Annotated in this window: 14 protein-coding genes and 1 pseudogene; 7 read left to right on the top strand and 8 right to left on the bottom strand. The window is 34.0% G+C overall.

What is annotated here, in order from left to right; translation table 11 throughout:
* Nucleotides 1-40: 40 nt before the first annotated feature.
* Nucleotides 41-778 (bottom strand): biotin--[acetyl-CoA-carboxylase] ligase, encoded by a 738-nt coding sequence (locus C6368_RS08485; protein ID WP_107038771.1) that lies wholly within the window; start codon nt 776-778, stop codon nt 41-43.
* A 65-nt stretch (nt 779-843) separates the two neighbouring features.
* On the opposite strand from C6368_RS08485, the gene rsfS reads away from it, so the two are divergent.
* The 6 genes from rsfS to C6368_RS08455 all read left to right on the top strand — a co-directional run bounded on the left by rsfS (nt 844) and on the right by C6368_RS08455 (nt 5,488).
* A complete protein-coding gene (gene rsfS, locus C6368_RS08480) occupies nt 844-1,218 on the top strand; it encodes a ribosome silencing factor (protein ID WP_107038770.1) in 375 nt (124 codons plus the stop codon).
* Between the two features lie 9 nt (nt 1,219-1,227).
* A complete protein-coding gene (ftsH, locus tag C6368_RS08475; protein ID WP_107038769.1) occupies nt 1,228-3,393 on the top strand; it encodes an ATP-dependent zinc metalloprotease FtsH in 2,166 nt (721 codons plus the stop codon).
* Between the two features lie 55 nt (nt 3,394-3,448).
* Nucleotides 3,449-3,598, top strand: coding sequence for a hypothetical protein (locus C6368_RS17630; RefSeq protein WP_234369114.1), 150 nt, complete (start codon nt 3,449-3,451; stop codon nt 3,596-3,598).
* Nucleotides 3,591-4,406 (top strand): phosphatidate cytidylyltransferase, encoded by an 816-nt coding sequence (locus tag C6368_RS08465; RefSeq protein WP_107038767.1) that lies wholly within the window; start codon nt 3,591-3,593, stop codon nt 4,404-4,406. The genes C6368_RS17630 and C6368_RS08465 overlap by 8 nt, the downstream gene beginning before the upstream one ends.
* 132 nt (nt 4,407-4,538) lie before the next feature.
* Nucleotides 4,539-5,204 carry a phosphatidylserine decarboxylase family protein gene (locus C6368_RS08460; protein ID WP_107038766.1) on the top strand — a complete coding sequence of 222 codons (666 nt, stop codon included), beginning with the start codon at nt 4,539-4,541 and terminating at the stop codon, nt 5,202-5,204.
* A gap of 35 nt (nt 5,205-5,239) precedes the next feature.
* Nucleotides 5,240-5,488, top strand: coding sequence for a hypothetical protein (locus C6368_RS08455; protein WP_107038765.1), 249 nt, complete (start codon nt 5,240-5,242; stop codon nt 5,486-5,488).
* A gap of 265 nt (nt 5,489-5,753) precedes the next feature.
* Here C6368_RS08455 and C6368_RS08450 read toward each other — a convergent pair whose 3' ends face one another.
* The gene (locus tag C6368_RS08450; RefSeq protein WP_159038518.1) at nt 5,754-6,308 is read right to left on the bottom strand and encodes a 1-acyl-sn-glycerol-3-phosphate acyltransferase; all 555 of its coding nucleotides are present in this window, start codon (nt 6,306-6,308) and stop codon (nt 5,754-5,756) included.
* Nucleotides 6,309-6,430: 122 nt separating this feature from the next.
* On the opposite strand from C6368_RS08450, the gene C6368_RS08445 reads away from it, so the two are divergent.
* Complete coding sequence (locus C6368_RS08445; protein WP_107038763.1) at nt 6,431-7,735, top strand: hypothetical protein; 1,305 nt, start codon at nt 6,431-6,433, stop codon at nt 7,733-7,735.
* A 703-nt stretch (nt 7,736-8,438) separates the two neighbouring features.
* Here the strand turns inward: C6368_RS08445 and C6368_RS08440 are convergent.
* The 6 genes and pseudogenes from C6368_RS08440 to C6368_RS08410 form a co-directional block, all read right to left on the bottom strand.
* Nucleotides 8,439-9,218 carry an ABC transporter substrate-binding protein gene (locus C6368_RS08440; protein WP_107038762.1) on the bottom strand — a complete coding sequence of 260 codons (780 nt, stop codon included), beginning with the start codon at nt 9,216-9,218 and terminating at the stop codon, nt 8,439-8,441.
* Between the two features lie 9 nt (nt 9,219-9,227).
* Complete coding sequence (locus tag C6368_RS08435) at nt 9,228-10,589, bottom strand: pyridoxal-phosphate dependent enzyme (RefSeq protein WP_107038761.1); 1,362 nt, start codon at nt 10,587-10,589, stop codon at nt 9,228-9,230.
* 595 nt (nt 10,590-11,184) lie between these two features.
* Nucleotides 11,185-11,613 carry a DUF1801 domain-containing protein gene (locus C6368_RS08430; protein WP_107038760.1) on the bottom strand — a complete coding sequence of 143 codons (429 nt, stop codon included), beginning with the start codon at nt 11,611-11,613 and terminating at the stop codon, nt 11,185-11,187.
* Nucleotides 11,614-11,618: 5 nt separating this feature from the next.
* Nucleotides 11,619-11,984: pseudogene (locus C6368_RS08425) on the bottom strand (VOC family protein); the annotation flags it as partial.
* Nucleotides 11,985-12,052: 68 nt separating this feature from the next.
* Nucleotides 12,053-13,000 carry an SRPBCC family protein gene (locus C6368_RS17590; protein ID WP_317045976.1) on the bottom strand — a complete coding sequence of 316 codons (948 nt, stop codon included), beginning with the start codon at nt 12,998-13,000 and terminating at the stop codon, nt 12,053-12,055.
* An 18-nt stretch (nt 13,001-13,018) separates the two neighbouring features.
* Nucleotides 13,019-13,444: a VOC family protein gene (locus C6368_RS08410; protein ID WP_107038759.1), complete on the bottom strand. Its 426-nt coding sequence runs from the start codon at nt 13,442-13,444 to the stop codon at nt 13,019-13,021.
* Nucleotides 13,445-13,743 lie beyond the last annotated feature (299 nt).

Below are 13,743 nucleotides of genomic sequence, written 5' to 3'. Positions count from 1 at the left end.
GTTGAAATACGTAGTTTATAATTCTTAATTGACTATCAATTCAATAAGATATTTGTCCATTCATAAAAGATTGGTTTTCACCTTCAAATTGAACAATGAGCTCGCCCGTGATCGTAGAATGTGAGATTTCACCCATTTTCATAGTTCCGCTAATTGTGAATGTATGATTTTCATTTAATTTCCAAAGTTGTTTATTATACTGTTCATGTATCCAATTTTCACCTTTTTCGTGATAAAGATTTAAGAAATGATTAAACGCATCAATGACTTCAAAAATTAATTCTTTAGGATTGTAATTAAACCCTGTTTCCAAATGCAAAGAAGTTGCCCTTGGAGCATCAAACTTTTGCTGATTAACATTCACTCCGAAACCAATTATCGATTTTCTTTGGGTTGAATTTAAATGAGATTCAATTAAAATTCCAACTGCTTTTTTATCATTGATCATGATATCATTTGGCCATTTAATTTTAACATTATCTGTATGTTTTAGCAAAAATGCTTGAAGAGACAATGCTGTTATGTGATTTAAGGAAATCATATTGTTAATTTTCCATAAATTTAAATCCCCAGCAATGCTCGCTGTTAAGTTTGAAAACGCGTCAGAATGCCACTCTTTTCCGCGTTGTCCTCTGCCATTTGTTTGAATGTCTGTCAGAATTACCGCACCAGAATCAATTGCCCCTGATTTAAACACCTTGGCAGTATAGTTGTTAGTACTATCGATGCGTTCTAGGAAGACAATTTTTTTACCAACAAATACGTTTAGTTTGTTCATGAAACAGTTTAAAAGTAAGGGCGCAAAATTAAAATTTAATTAGCTTTGCACGCAAGTATTATAGAATGATAAAAATAGTAAAAGAAATAAGCGCAGAAAAACTTTGTGAAGTAATCGTAGAGGGAATGCAAGACAACAAGGCAGAAGATATTGTTGTTATAGATTTAAGAGAAGTTGAAAGTGCAGTAACAGATTTTTTTGTGATTGCAAGCGGTGAATCAACCACGCAAGTAGACGGTATAGCAAACGCCGTAGTTCGATCTACTAGAAAAACACTTAAAGAAAAACCTTGGCATCAAGAAGGTAAAAATAGTGCCCAATGGGTATTATTAGATTACGTAAATGTTGTTGCCCACGTATTTCACAAAGACGTAAGAGATTATTATGAATTAGAAGATTTATGGGCCGACGGAAAAAAACGTCAGATCGCAAATCTATAAATACAAGAAATGGCGAAAGAAAATAAAGAAAACCAAAACAAGAATAAGCCGACCAAAAAGAACCCTTATTCGATTTACTGGATTTATGCTGCAATTGGAATAGCAATTATTGGTATCCAATTATTCATGGGTTCTTCTACTACCAAAGAATTACAATCGAAGCAAACATTCTTAACTCTGATGGAGGAAGGATACGTGGAAAACACAATACTTTGGCGAAATGTTGGTAGAGTTGATTTTAAAATCAATAACTCAGGAATTACCGCTGTTCAGCAAGGTGATTTTTCAGGTTCAGATTTTGAAGTAATGAAACGTGCAATGAACAACTCAGGACAAACCCTGGGTTCTGCATCTCCACAATTTTCATTCGATATTGCCTCAACTGAGGCCTTTATTAAGGAGTTTGAGACTATAAATGATCAAAGAAAAGCAGAGGGATTTGATGTAATTTCTTATCGCGTTGATGAGGAACACAATTATGTCGGACAAATATTTAGCTTTTTACTGCCTATCATAATTATCATTGCAATTTGGATGTTCATCATGAAAAGAATGTCTGGCGGTGGTGCTGGTGGTGCCGGAGGTCAAATATTTAACATTGGAAAATCGAAAGCTAAAGTTTTTGAAAAAGGAAAAGGAACAGACGTAACATTTAAAGATGTTGCTGGTTTAGAAGGAGCCAAAGAAGAAGTCGAAGAAATCGTAAACTTCCTAAAGAACCCATCAAAATATACCGAATTAGGAGCGAAAATTCCAAAAGGAGCCATTTTGGTAGGACCTCCAGGAACAGGTAAAACATTATTAGCGAAAGCCGTTGCCGGTGAAGCTGATGTACCTTTCTTCTCATTGTCAGGATCTGACTTTGTTGAAATGTTCGTTGGTGTTGGAGCTTCTCGTGTTAGAGATTTATTTAAACAAGCTAAAGAAAAGTCTCCTTCAATTATTTTTATTGATGAGATTGATGCAATCGGTAGAGCGCGTGGTAAGAACAACAATATGGGTTCTAATGACGAACGTGAAAACACACTGAACCAACTCTTAACTGAAATGGATGGATTTGGAACTAACTCAGGTGTGATTATTCTTGCAGCAACCAATCGTGCTGATGTATTGGATAAAGCCTTGATGCGTGCAGGTCGTTTTGACCGTCAAATTTATGTTGACATGCCGGACATCAATGAAAGAAGAGCCATTTTTAAAGTTCACTTGAAGCCAATTAAGACCGAAAAAGAAATGGATGTTGACTTTTTGGCTAAACAAACACCAGGATTCTCAGGTGCAGATATTGCAAACTTATGTAACGAAGCCGCATTGATTGCAGCGCGTAAGGACAAAAAAGCGGTTGAGAAACAAGATTTCTTAGACGCTGTTGATAGAATAGTTGGTGGTTTAGAGAAGAAAAATAAAATTATCACTAAAAGTGAAAAACGTTCAATTGCATTCCACGAGGCAGGTCACGCAGCTGTATCATGGTTAGCTGAACACGCTCACCCATTAGTTAAAGTTACTATCGTACCACGTGGTCAATCACTAGGTGCTGCTTGGTACTTACCAGAAGAAAGAAGTATCACAACCACAGAACAACTGTTAGATGAAATGTGTGCGGCTCTAGGAGGACGTGCAGCTGAAGAAATTACATTTGGAAAGATTTCTACTGGAGCATTAAGTGACTTAGAAAAAGTAACAAAACAGGCATATGCAATGGTTTCAATTTACGGATTGAATAAAGTAGTTGGGAATATTTCTTACTATGACTCTCAAGGTCAAAATCAATTTACGAAGCCATATTCTGAAGAAACAAGTCGAATTATTGATCAAGAGGTGAGTAAATTGATCGAAGATCAGTATGCTAGAGCCAAACAAATATTATCAGACAATAGAGATAAATTAGATTTATTAGCCAATAAATTACTTGAAAAAGAGGTTATATTTAAGGAAGATTTAATTGCTATATTTGGAGAACGTCCTTGGGATAGTCTTTCTGATGTTGAAAAAGTTAAAATCGCTGGAGAACATGCTGAAGTATCTGCAGATGATGCTCAAGTAATCGAAGATGATGTAAAGACTTCTTCAACAAATGGCTCTGTTAATACTGAGACTAAAGAAACGAACTCAAATAATGATGTGGAAGAGGATAAAAATGTGGATTCAGAGAATCCTTCCCCAAGAAACTGAATTTGAGAAAAACAAAATAGTCTATCGCACTTCTCAAGTGCACATGGCTAATATTATGAAACTTAAACTCGAAGAGGAAGGTGTCCATGTTATTTTAATTAATAAGATGGACACTTCTTATAACAATTTTGGTCAAATTGAACTTTACGTAAACCAAAATGATGTTATTCGAGCTAAATACATCATAGAAAAAACCTATGAATAACATTATTACACGTGCCGTTTGGGGAGCTTTGTTTGTGGTGATTATCATCAGCTCTTTTATTGTAGGAACCTATGCCGCTGCCACCGTACTTGGATTTTTTATGTGTATCGGTGTATTTGAGTTCTATAGATTCTTCGAACAATCCCAAATAGTGAAACCAAAAGCCCTAAGTGGTATCTTGGGTGCTCTTCTACTCTACATCTTACTTACATTAAATCAATTAGGACATATCAATTTTTCAATCGAATTGGTGCTCATTCCAATTGTATTTTTACCCTTCTTATTTGTTATTTTTAGTCAGCAAAAGAATCCCTTGCTCGATTTAACAGTTACATTTTTCCCATGGATTTATGTTATGTTTCCATTCTATTTAATGTTCTCTATCTTCAATTTCGAAGTTGTTAACGAACCACAATGGACTTATATAATTGGACTTTTCATTTTGGTTTGGACCAATGATACCTTCGCTTATTTATCAGGAAGAACATTTGGAAAACATAAACTGTTCGAACGTATATCTCCTAACAAAACTTGGGAAGGAACAATTGGTGGATTCATATTTACCTTAATTGCAGGTGGGGTATATGCCTATTTCATGGATGGAGACATGACATTTTGGATCATTTCAGCTATTGTAATATCACCAACGAGCGTTTTGGGAGATTTAGTAGAATCAAAGTTCAAAAGAATTGTCAATGTAAAAGATTCCGGTACAATTTTACCCGGACATGGAGGAATTTTAGACCGATTTGACGCGGTGATTTATGCCACACCTTTTTTCTACTTACTATTGAGAACACTGGGATAAGTAAATTATTTATCCCTTATCATCTTACGCGTAGGTTCACAAAATAACTCTACCTTACAAAACCTTGTTAATGAAATGTGTTTTAATCGATTAATACATTAAATTTACACCCATTAAAATAAAAATTATCAGATGAAATTACACAGAGAGGGATATCTCATTATTACAATTGGTTTAGCTATATTGATTGCCATTCAAGGATTAAACTATTACTTATGGACCTTAGTTGATCTATGGTGGCTTTATGCATTACTAACATTAGGAGTAATCGTAATGGCCTATTTGATTATACAATTCTTTAGAGTTCCAAAAATCACTTACATAGAAAAAACCAATGAAATTATTTGCCCAGCAGATGGAAAAGTAGTTGTAATTGAAGAGGTTGAAGAAGCAGAATACTTCAATGATAGAAGAATTCAAATTTCAATTTTCATGTCACCCTTAAATGTACATGCTAACTTTAATCCTATTTCTGGTATCGTGAAATGGGCTAAATATCACAAAGGATTGTTCCTAGTTGCCTGGCACCCGAAAAGTTCAACTGATAACGAGAGAACAACTTTTGTAATTGAACATGAGAGTGGTAAAGAAGTACTTTTTAGACAAATCGCAGGTGCAGTAGCAAGAAGAATTTGTTATTATGTTGAACCAGGAGATAAAGTTAAAGCTGCTGAGGAGTTTGGTTTCATTAAATTCGGATCTAGAATTGATTTATTGCTACCTCTTGACACAAAGATTGATGTAAAAATCGGAGATGTTGTAAAAGGGAGAATTACGAAAATTGGGGAATTAAAATAATTAGTCTATTTTTGGTAAGAACAAAAACTATAAAAATGAAAAAAGGATTAATGATTTTAACCATGGGATTTTTTTTCGGAGCAATCGGATATACTTCTACAGCGACTGCTGGAGAACCAGTAAAAACGGAGAAGAAAGATTGTGAAAAAGATTGCAAGAAAGATTGTTGTAAAGACAAGAAGTCTGAAGCTAAAACTGAAGGAAAAACAGAAGCTAAATCTTGCGCAAGCAAAGAAGGTAAAAAAGCTTGTTGTAGTAAAGGAAAAACAGAGAAAAAAGACTAATCTCTTTTCTTAAATATGTTAAAAACGGAATCATTTACTTGATTCCGTTTTTTTTTGGTATTGAATTCCAGAAAGCCCTCTTTTCGGATTGTTGCTGGGATACTCATTAGAATGTCACTGAGAGATGATTTTGAATTCACAATCAGAAATAATAACATACGGTTGTAAACGATTACGCTTTTTGATCATCACAACGCTTCTTTAAGTTTGCTAATCCGCCGTACCATGCACAGGAAAAATTCATAAATGAAATTTGAGGAAAACTCTACTCATCTTCTACTGGACGAATACCATTCTCAGGATATTTACCTTTAAATTGACTGAGCTGTTTTTTGATGAAAGCGATATCCTTTTCAACATTTCCAGTTGGAGTGAACAATTCAAGAAATCCACCGGTTTTTGTTGGGTAATCCATGTAACCAATATAAATCGGAACTTTTGCTCTTAAAGCGATATAATAAAATCCTTTTTTCCAGTTCGGATTATAGCTTCTAGTTCCCTCTGGGGTAAAAACCATATACATCGAATCGTTATTATTAAAATGTTTTACGGCTTGATCTGTGAATTTATTGTTCTTTCCACGGTGAATAGGAATTCCTCCTATTGCTTTTAAAAACCATCCTAATGGAGGAAAAAACAACTCACTTTTAATTAGGTATCGACCTTTTACTCCGTAATGCGTAAAAGCTAACTTTCCTATAATAAAATCCCAATTGCTGGTATGTGGCCCCATAACAATAACTGCTTTGTCAACTCCTTCTGGACTGTCTTTAATATCCCAACCCATTAATTTCAATACCCACCATGCTAGTTTTCCCATAAATCCTAATTGAAACATTATTAACATTAAGTACACTCTAAATAAGTGACAGTTTTAATTAATTTTACTGCAACATTTATTCGATGCAAAGATAATTTTTAAAAACTAAAAGCTTTAAGCTAGTGCAAAAATATAAGCGTGTAATCGGTTTTGCTGTCGTTCTACTATTTTTAGTTGGACTATGGATTATAATTGGGTTTATAAATTTTTCGAATTCTAAACAAGGACAATCCAACACAAGTAAAATACCAAATGAAGTAGAATTTGTTATTCAATTGAATACTCGAGAAATAATTAAAGTGTTCCTAAAAGACTTATTATTTAATGCTGAAATTGATAACTCAACAGCGGAACTCTTTATGCCTAAAGAAAAAGGTGAAGCGAGTAAACTTGGTATAGATTTAAGTTCAGAAGTTATTGCATTTTATGACGAATGGAACTCGACTACAGCAAAAGGAGTATTATTTAACCTAAGTGATGAAGCAGATTTTAAGAGATATCAATTTGATTTTGAAAATTTAATAAAGGCAAGCAATCCCCAATATGGAGTTCTACTCCTTTTAGACAAAGATGCCAACCAAGCAAATAAAATTTATTATCAAAAACTTGCCGAAAAAATAGTTCATGCTGAAGGAAAATCGAATCATACCAGTGACCCAAAAAACATGATACAAATTAGTCACCACAAAGGTGAAACGAAGTATGATGTTGGAATAAATACGATTGGCGATATCTTAAAAATTGAAGGGTCAGGAACAGTAGGTCATTTCAATAAAGCAATAGAAATGCATCAATTCAAAGCATTAGATTCTAGTTATTTTGAAATTCAAACAGGGAAATTAAATTTGTACTCATTCGAATTTCTTCAACCACTTATGAATGAAATTGGATTAAAAATCCCAACTATTTTATCGCAGCAATTAGCCATTCAAGGAATAACAATTCAAAAAGTAGGTAGTTCGACGTTACCAATTCCGGCTTTGGATTGGATCGTAAAATTTAATGAAAAAGTTAATATTGATTCTCTATTATTTCATCTTAACAGCCGTTATAGCACTGCTATCGATTTTAAAAATCAACACTTTAACATTGGAGAACTTCAATTTAATTACAAACAACTTTCTTCCAGTGAGATATATATTGGCGTAAATAATCTAACTTTTGAACGTTTAAATAAAACGCCGCAATTTGCTTTAAAAGGAAATCCTGAAGCGATTTTAAATATCCAAGGAAATAACTTCTTCGCAGGATTTATCAAAATGTTACCGCAAGTAAAATATCCGAAAACGTTTTTAGAAGACATTGAACATTTTAATATTCACTCAGAACAGGAAGGAGAGCTAATGAAAATTAAAGGAGAAATTAAAATGAAAGAAGGTAAGTATATATCTGTTGAAATGGCGAAGTTAGTTATGCTCTTGTTATAGTTTTACTGGCAGAATTGCACGGAGAAGGCATTCTACAAAATCAAATTGGCTTTTTTACTTTTTTTCATTGACAAAAAAAGTAAAGCAAAAAACTCTAGCTCTTGATATTTTTTATTGACTCCACTTCTAAAAGTCGATAATGTCGGTGATCTCCACGCAAGCTTTGGAGCTTCCTCCATTATTAGCGACTTTTAGTTGGCTCCAACTTTAAAAAAATATAAGGCGCGTCCAAAAAATGGCAGATTTCCTAAAATTTAGTTGTTTTGGATTTCATATTGAGGCATTTAAATTTTAATTCTCCCATAAAACCTGAATTATAAGCCGTTGAAAAGGCTGGAGGTGGAATACACTAATTCTATTGAATGTGGGATGAATCCGAAAGTTATCGGGGCGACATCAATTGAGTTTTGATGAATTTAAAATCGTTTTTAAGTGTGTAAATCGGATTTCCAATTTCAAGATTCTATTATTCGAAATTTAAAAGCTTCAATTCTTGTATAAATACAATTGGTGCGGGATGAATCCCGACTAATTGAAATTGAAAGTAGTCCAAAAGTGGTTTCAACCACTTACTTCAATAGATTCAAGAATTGCTATTCTGACAATAGTATTCAGATAAGCCTTTTCTTTTTAATAACTCTAAAGAAGCATAGCTTAAACAATTATTAGACAATGTTATTTATTTAAACCACAGTTAGATTCATCAATTGTCAATCATCCCCTCCATCAATCCTTTCAAATATTTCGGAGCATTAATCAATCTTGAACCATACCAAGTGAAATATTCTCCATCCACCAGCATAATCTTAGCGTTTGGAAAATACTTTTGAATTTCAGCGAAATGCTTTTCTTTAAAAGGATAAGGTTCCGTGCTTAAAAACACAAAATCTAATTCAGGTAAGTTGTTTAAATCTAATTCAGGATAACGTTCTTGATTTCCCAAAACGTTATTCATTCCTAAATGATCACTTAAAACGGCATCAATAAATGTATTGGAACCCACACCCATAAAAGGATCTTTCCAAATAAAATAGGCAACTTTAGGTTGATTCTTAAATGGAATTATGGTTTTGAAGTTCGTTTTGATTTGATTAATGATTTCCACACCTTTCTCTTTCAGCTTACAAATTTCAGCAACTTGAGAAATCATTTCAAGGCTGTCTTTTAAATCATAAATATCGCTCATATAAACAGGAGCAATTTTACGCAGCGCTTCAATATCTTCTTTGGTGTTTTCTTCTTTATTGCCAATAATCAAATCAGGTTTCAGTTGAGCGACCTTATCAATATTGACATCTTTTGTTCCACCGATTCTTTCTTTGGAACGAAACCATTCATTGGGATGAATGCAAAATTTGGTAATCCCCAATACTCTATCGCCTAATCCGAGGTCAAAAAGTAGTTCGGTTTGAGAAGGAACCAACGAGACAATTCTCACTGGTTCCTTTTCTAAAATTATATTATTTCCTAATTGATCAATCACAATTAAAAATTAGGCCATAGCACTAATTACGTCATGTCTTGTAACAATATGATATTTGTTATCTCCAAGATCTACAAGAACAGCTGGCACATCTTTATTGATTAATTTCGATAATTCTTTGATCGAAGCACTTGGTTTCACGATAGGAAGTTTAGGTCCCATGATGCTTCCAATTGGCTCATCTTTCACTTTTTCGTTATCAACAATATGATTGATTAAAGCGGTTTCGTCAATTAAACCAACGAATTCTCCATCTTTAGTTACCGGAATTTGAGAAATTTTAAATTGTCTCATTTTCGCAACAGCATGAGATACCAATTCTTCAACACCCACCGTTACTAATGGTTGATCTTTATGATTTTCTAGTAAATCACTAGCAGATTTGTGAGCTTCTTCCAAGAAACCTCTGTCTCTCATCCAATCATTGTTGAACATTTTCCCAACATAACGACTTCCGTGGTCATGGAACAATACCACAACAACATCGTCTTTTTTAAACATATCCTTCATCTGAAGAATACCTTTCATAGCTGAACCAGCAGAGTTTCCAACAAATATACCTTCATCCAAAGCAATTTTACGAGTGTAAATTGCAGCATCTTTATCTGTTACTTTCTCGAAGTGATCAATAACATCAAAATCAACGTTTTTAGGAAGAATATCTTCTCCAATTCCTTCAGTGATGTATGGATAAATTTCGTTTTCATCGAAAATTCCAGTTTCGTGGTATTTTTTGAAAACAGAACCGTAAGTATCAATTCCTAAGATTTTAATATCTGGATTCTTTTCTTTCAAGTATTTTCCAACACCAGAAATTGTTCCTCCTGTACCCACTCCTACTACGAAGTGTGTGATTTTTCCATCAGTTTGTTCCCAAATTTCAGGTCCTGTAGTTTCGTAATGTGCTTCACGGTTAGCCAAATTATCATATTGGTTAACATACCAAGAATTTGGAGTTTCTTCAGCCAATCTTTTAGAAACAGAGTAATAAGAACGTGGATCTTCCGGCTCAACATTCGTAGGACAAACAACAACTTCTGCTCCAACAGCACGAAGGATATCCATTTTTTCCTTACTTTGCTTATCGCTTAAAACACAAATTAATTTATAACCCTTAATCGTTGCAACCAAGGCCAATCCCATTCCAGTATTACCAGAAGTTCCTTCAATGATTGTTCCACCTGGTTTAATTAAACCTTGTTTTTCCGCTTCTTCGACCATTTTTACCGCCATTCTATCCTTCACAGAGTTTCCTGGGTTTGTAGTCTCTACCTTAGCTAAAACAGTAGCTTCGATGTCTTTGGTCATTTTATTAATCTTCACCAATGGTGTATTTCCAATGGTTTCTAATATGTTGTTATAAACTTTCATTCAATTTGTTTTTTGCAAAGATAAGAAGTTGTTAGGGAAGAATAAATTATTAGCCGTTAATTATTAATTGTTAACGGAAATTAGGAGATTAATGAGTAGTTGATTTTAAGGTACCTAAGGCCACGAGACAGCTACGCTAATCCACTGCAGCTTGTGTTTTTTTTTTGGGCATTCCCCTTTTATTTCTCATCATAAACTACAATAAATAAAAGGGTCGGGCTATTCGCTATATCTTTTTATTACTCTGAGAAAGATTGCTGAATTTGACAAAGTTCAACCAGAAGTAATAAAAAGGATGCCGCTTCTATCCCTAATGCGGAAGTACCTTCATTTTTAAAGGAAATTTTGTAAATCTAAGACCAGGCGGATGTTTTTTGTAATGTCTTTAGACTAAGGCATATGTTTGGAGACCCAAGGCCACGAGAAGCTGCGCTAATCCGTACAGCTGTCGGATCTCGCGGCAGTTTGGGGACGGCTTGAGGTCATTATTGGAAACAATACCCCGCGAACGAGATGAAATCTCGCACGAGCGGGGGAATAATTTCAAGGCCACGAGAAGCTGCGCTAAATCTCGCGGCAGCTTGAGAGTTAAAAATCACTTCTCAACTTCATACCTTGAATCCAAAAACTTAATGGTTTCTGCCATCACATTATTCAATTCATCAACATTGATATCCGCCAGTTTTTTAATATAAATACATGCTTTTCCTTTTCTAAACTTCCCCAGGTTTTCTAAAAGATACTCATGTTCTTCCGTTCCTGTGAAAACATAAAGCGAAATTTCTGCTTTTCTTGGAGAAAACCCAACAAGTGGAGCATCGCCTTCATGACCACTTTTGTATTTATAATGATATGAGCCAAATCCAATGATGGAAGGTCCCCACATTTTAGGTTCAAATCCAGTAGCAGCCTTCATAATTTTTATGAGTTCAAAACTGTCTAGCTTTTTCTGTTCTGTATTGGCAAACGACTCTATAAAATCGTTGACATTCGCATTTGTTTCTTGTGTTTTATTTTTCGCCATAAATATTATTCAGTAAAATTAACCATCCAGTTTATACCAAATTTGTCGGTCAACATTCCAAAATACGACCCCCAAAATGTACTGTGAAGCGGTGTAGTTATTTTAGCTCCTTCAGACAGAGAATTAAAAATTTTATCTGCTTCTTCCTTCGTTTCAGGAGCAATTGAAATAGAAAAATTATTTCCTTGAACCATTTTAGACGACCAATCGCCGCCTACATCACTACCCATTAATACTGTATTACCAATCGGTAGACTGACATGCATTATTTTGTCTTTGTCGGTATCAGGAACTTTATAATCATCACTTTCAGGCATTTCATTAAAACGATTAAAACTAATAAAGTCGCCTCCAAAAATAGATTGATAAAAAGTAAATGCTTTTTATCAATTACCATCGAAGTTTATATATGTGTTGATTGTTGCCATAATTATAAGATTTATCTGTGTTGGTCTATTAGAATACTATTTCCATCTGGGTCAGTTAAAGTGATATGCGCTGGACCACTTGATTTCAAATCTGCTTTTGACGTTAAGTTTATTCCTAAACTTTCTAAATGTTCTTGAATCACACGTACATCATCAAATTCTTCGATATTTTGTGCATCACTGTCCCAACCAGGATTGAAGGTTATAATGTTCTCCTCAAACATTCCTTGGAACAGACCAATTACTGCGTCACCATTTTTCAAGACAACCCAATTCTGATCTATATTTCCTCCTTTATATGAGAATCCCAGTTTTTCATAAAACGCCTTTGATTTATGAATGTCATTTACTGCCAAACTAATTGAAAACGCTCCTAATTTCATGTTATCGTCTTTCATATCTTCCACTTTCATATCTTCTTCTTTTTCTATTATTGTTTTTAATTTGTTCAATCCTACTTGAAAATCGTCTCCGATTAACTCTTCAAAATCCATGAATAACAAAGTTAAATTCATTGGGTAATTCATTTTTCCAGAAAAACCCCAAGTCACTCTCGTTTTGTTTTCCTCAACGGTTTCTGTGCTCATATACGTATCTTGGGTAGATTCAAAGGGTCTAAAAAAACGAAGTTCATAATCGATTCTTTCGCCTTCAACAATATTTATTATTTCTTGTTCACCCGCACCAACACTTTCATGATCACTTTCCCAAGCGGAAACAAAACCAACTGTAGCATCCGTTCCGCTATATGTTTTCACCATATTAGGATCCATCGTTGCCCATTTACTATAGTTATCTTGGTTCTTCAGGTTTTTAATATAGTCAAAAACTGATGATTTAGATTTATCAATAACAATAGATTCTTTAACCGTGTATTCTTTCTTAACAAAAAGTGCTACAATCAATGGAATAGCAACAATTACAGCTAGAACAATAAGTATTTTCTTCAAAACTTTCATAATTAAGTGCTTTAATAGTTAATTAGTTCTTCCTTGAACTATTTTTTCGTATTCTACATCATTGGGCTCCCAAAGCTGTATTTTATTTCCTTCTTGGTCTAAGATATGAACAAATTTTCCATAATCATAAGATTCAATCTCATCCAAAATTTTTACACCATTGGCTTTTAATTGAACTACTAATTTTTCGATATGAACAACTCTATAGTTGATCATAAAATCCTTTTTCGAAGGCTCAAAAAAATTGGTATCCTCTTTCGACGGACTCCATTGCGTAAATCCTTTTTTCGAAGAATCTGCTCCTTGAAACCATTCGAAATTCGTTCCCCAAGGATCTGTATCAAGTCCTAAATTGGTTTTATACCATTCTTTCATTTCTTCTGGATTGCTGGATTTAAAGAAAATTCCACCGACTCCAGTCACTCTTGGTTTATCATCATTCATGGTGTTCTGCTTTATAATTTACAAACAAAAATAGAAACCTCATTTAAAGGAGACAACTCTCGCCTTTAAACTTTCTAAATTACAATATTTCTTTCAAATGAAAATCTCCAAGAGCAAGAAAGGCTAAGCGAATTCCTAAAGTTGTCGGAGCTCGATAATTAAAATTTCTCACCACTATAATCAACAGCACTGCTGTATGGATAATCTTCTGGTCTAAAAACCAATCCTTGATTTACAGGGTTGTTATGAATGTATATTATTTTTTGAGAAATCACATATTTACTCCATAACTCTATTGG

The organism is Brumimicrobium mesophilum (genome assembly GCF_003025005.1).
Lineage (GTDB): Bacteria > Bacteroidota > Bacteroidia > Flavobacteriales_D > Crocinitomicaceae > Brumimicrobium > Brumimicrobium mesophilum.
This window is presented reverse-complemented; position numbering and strand designations above follow the sequence as displayed.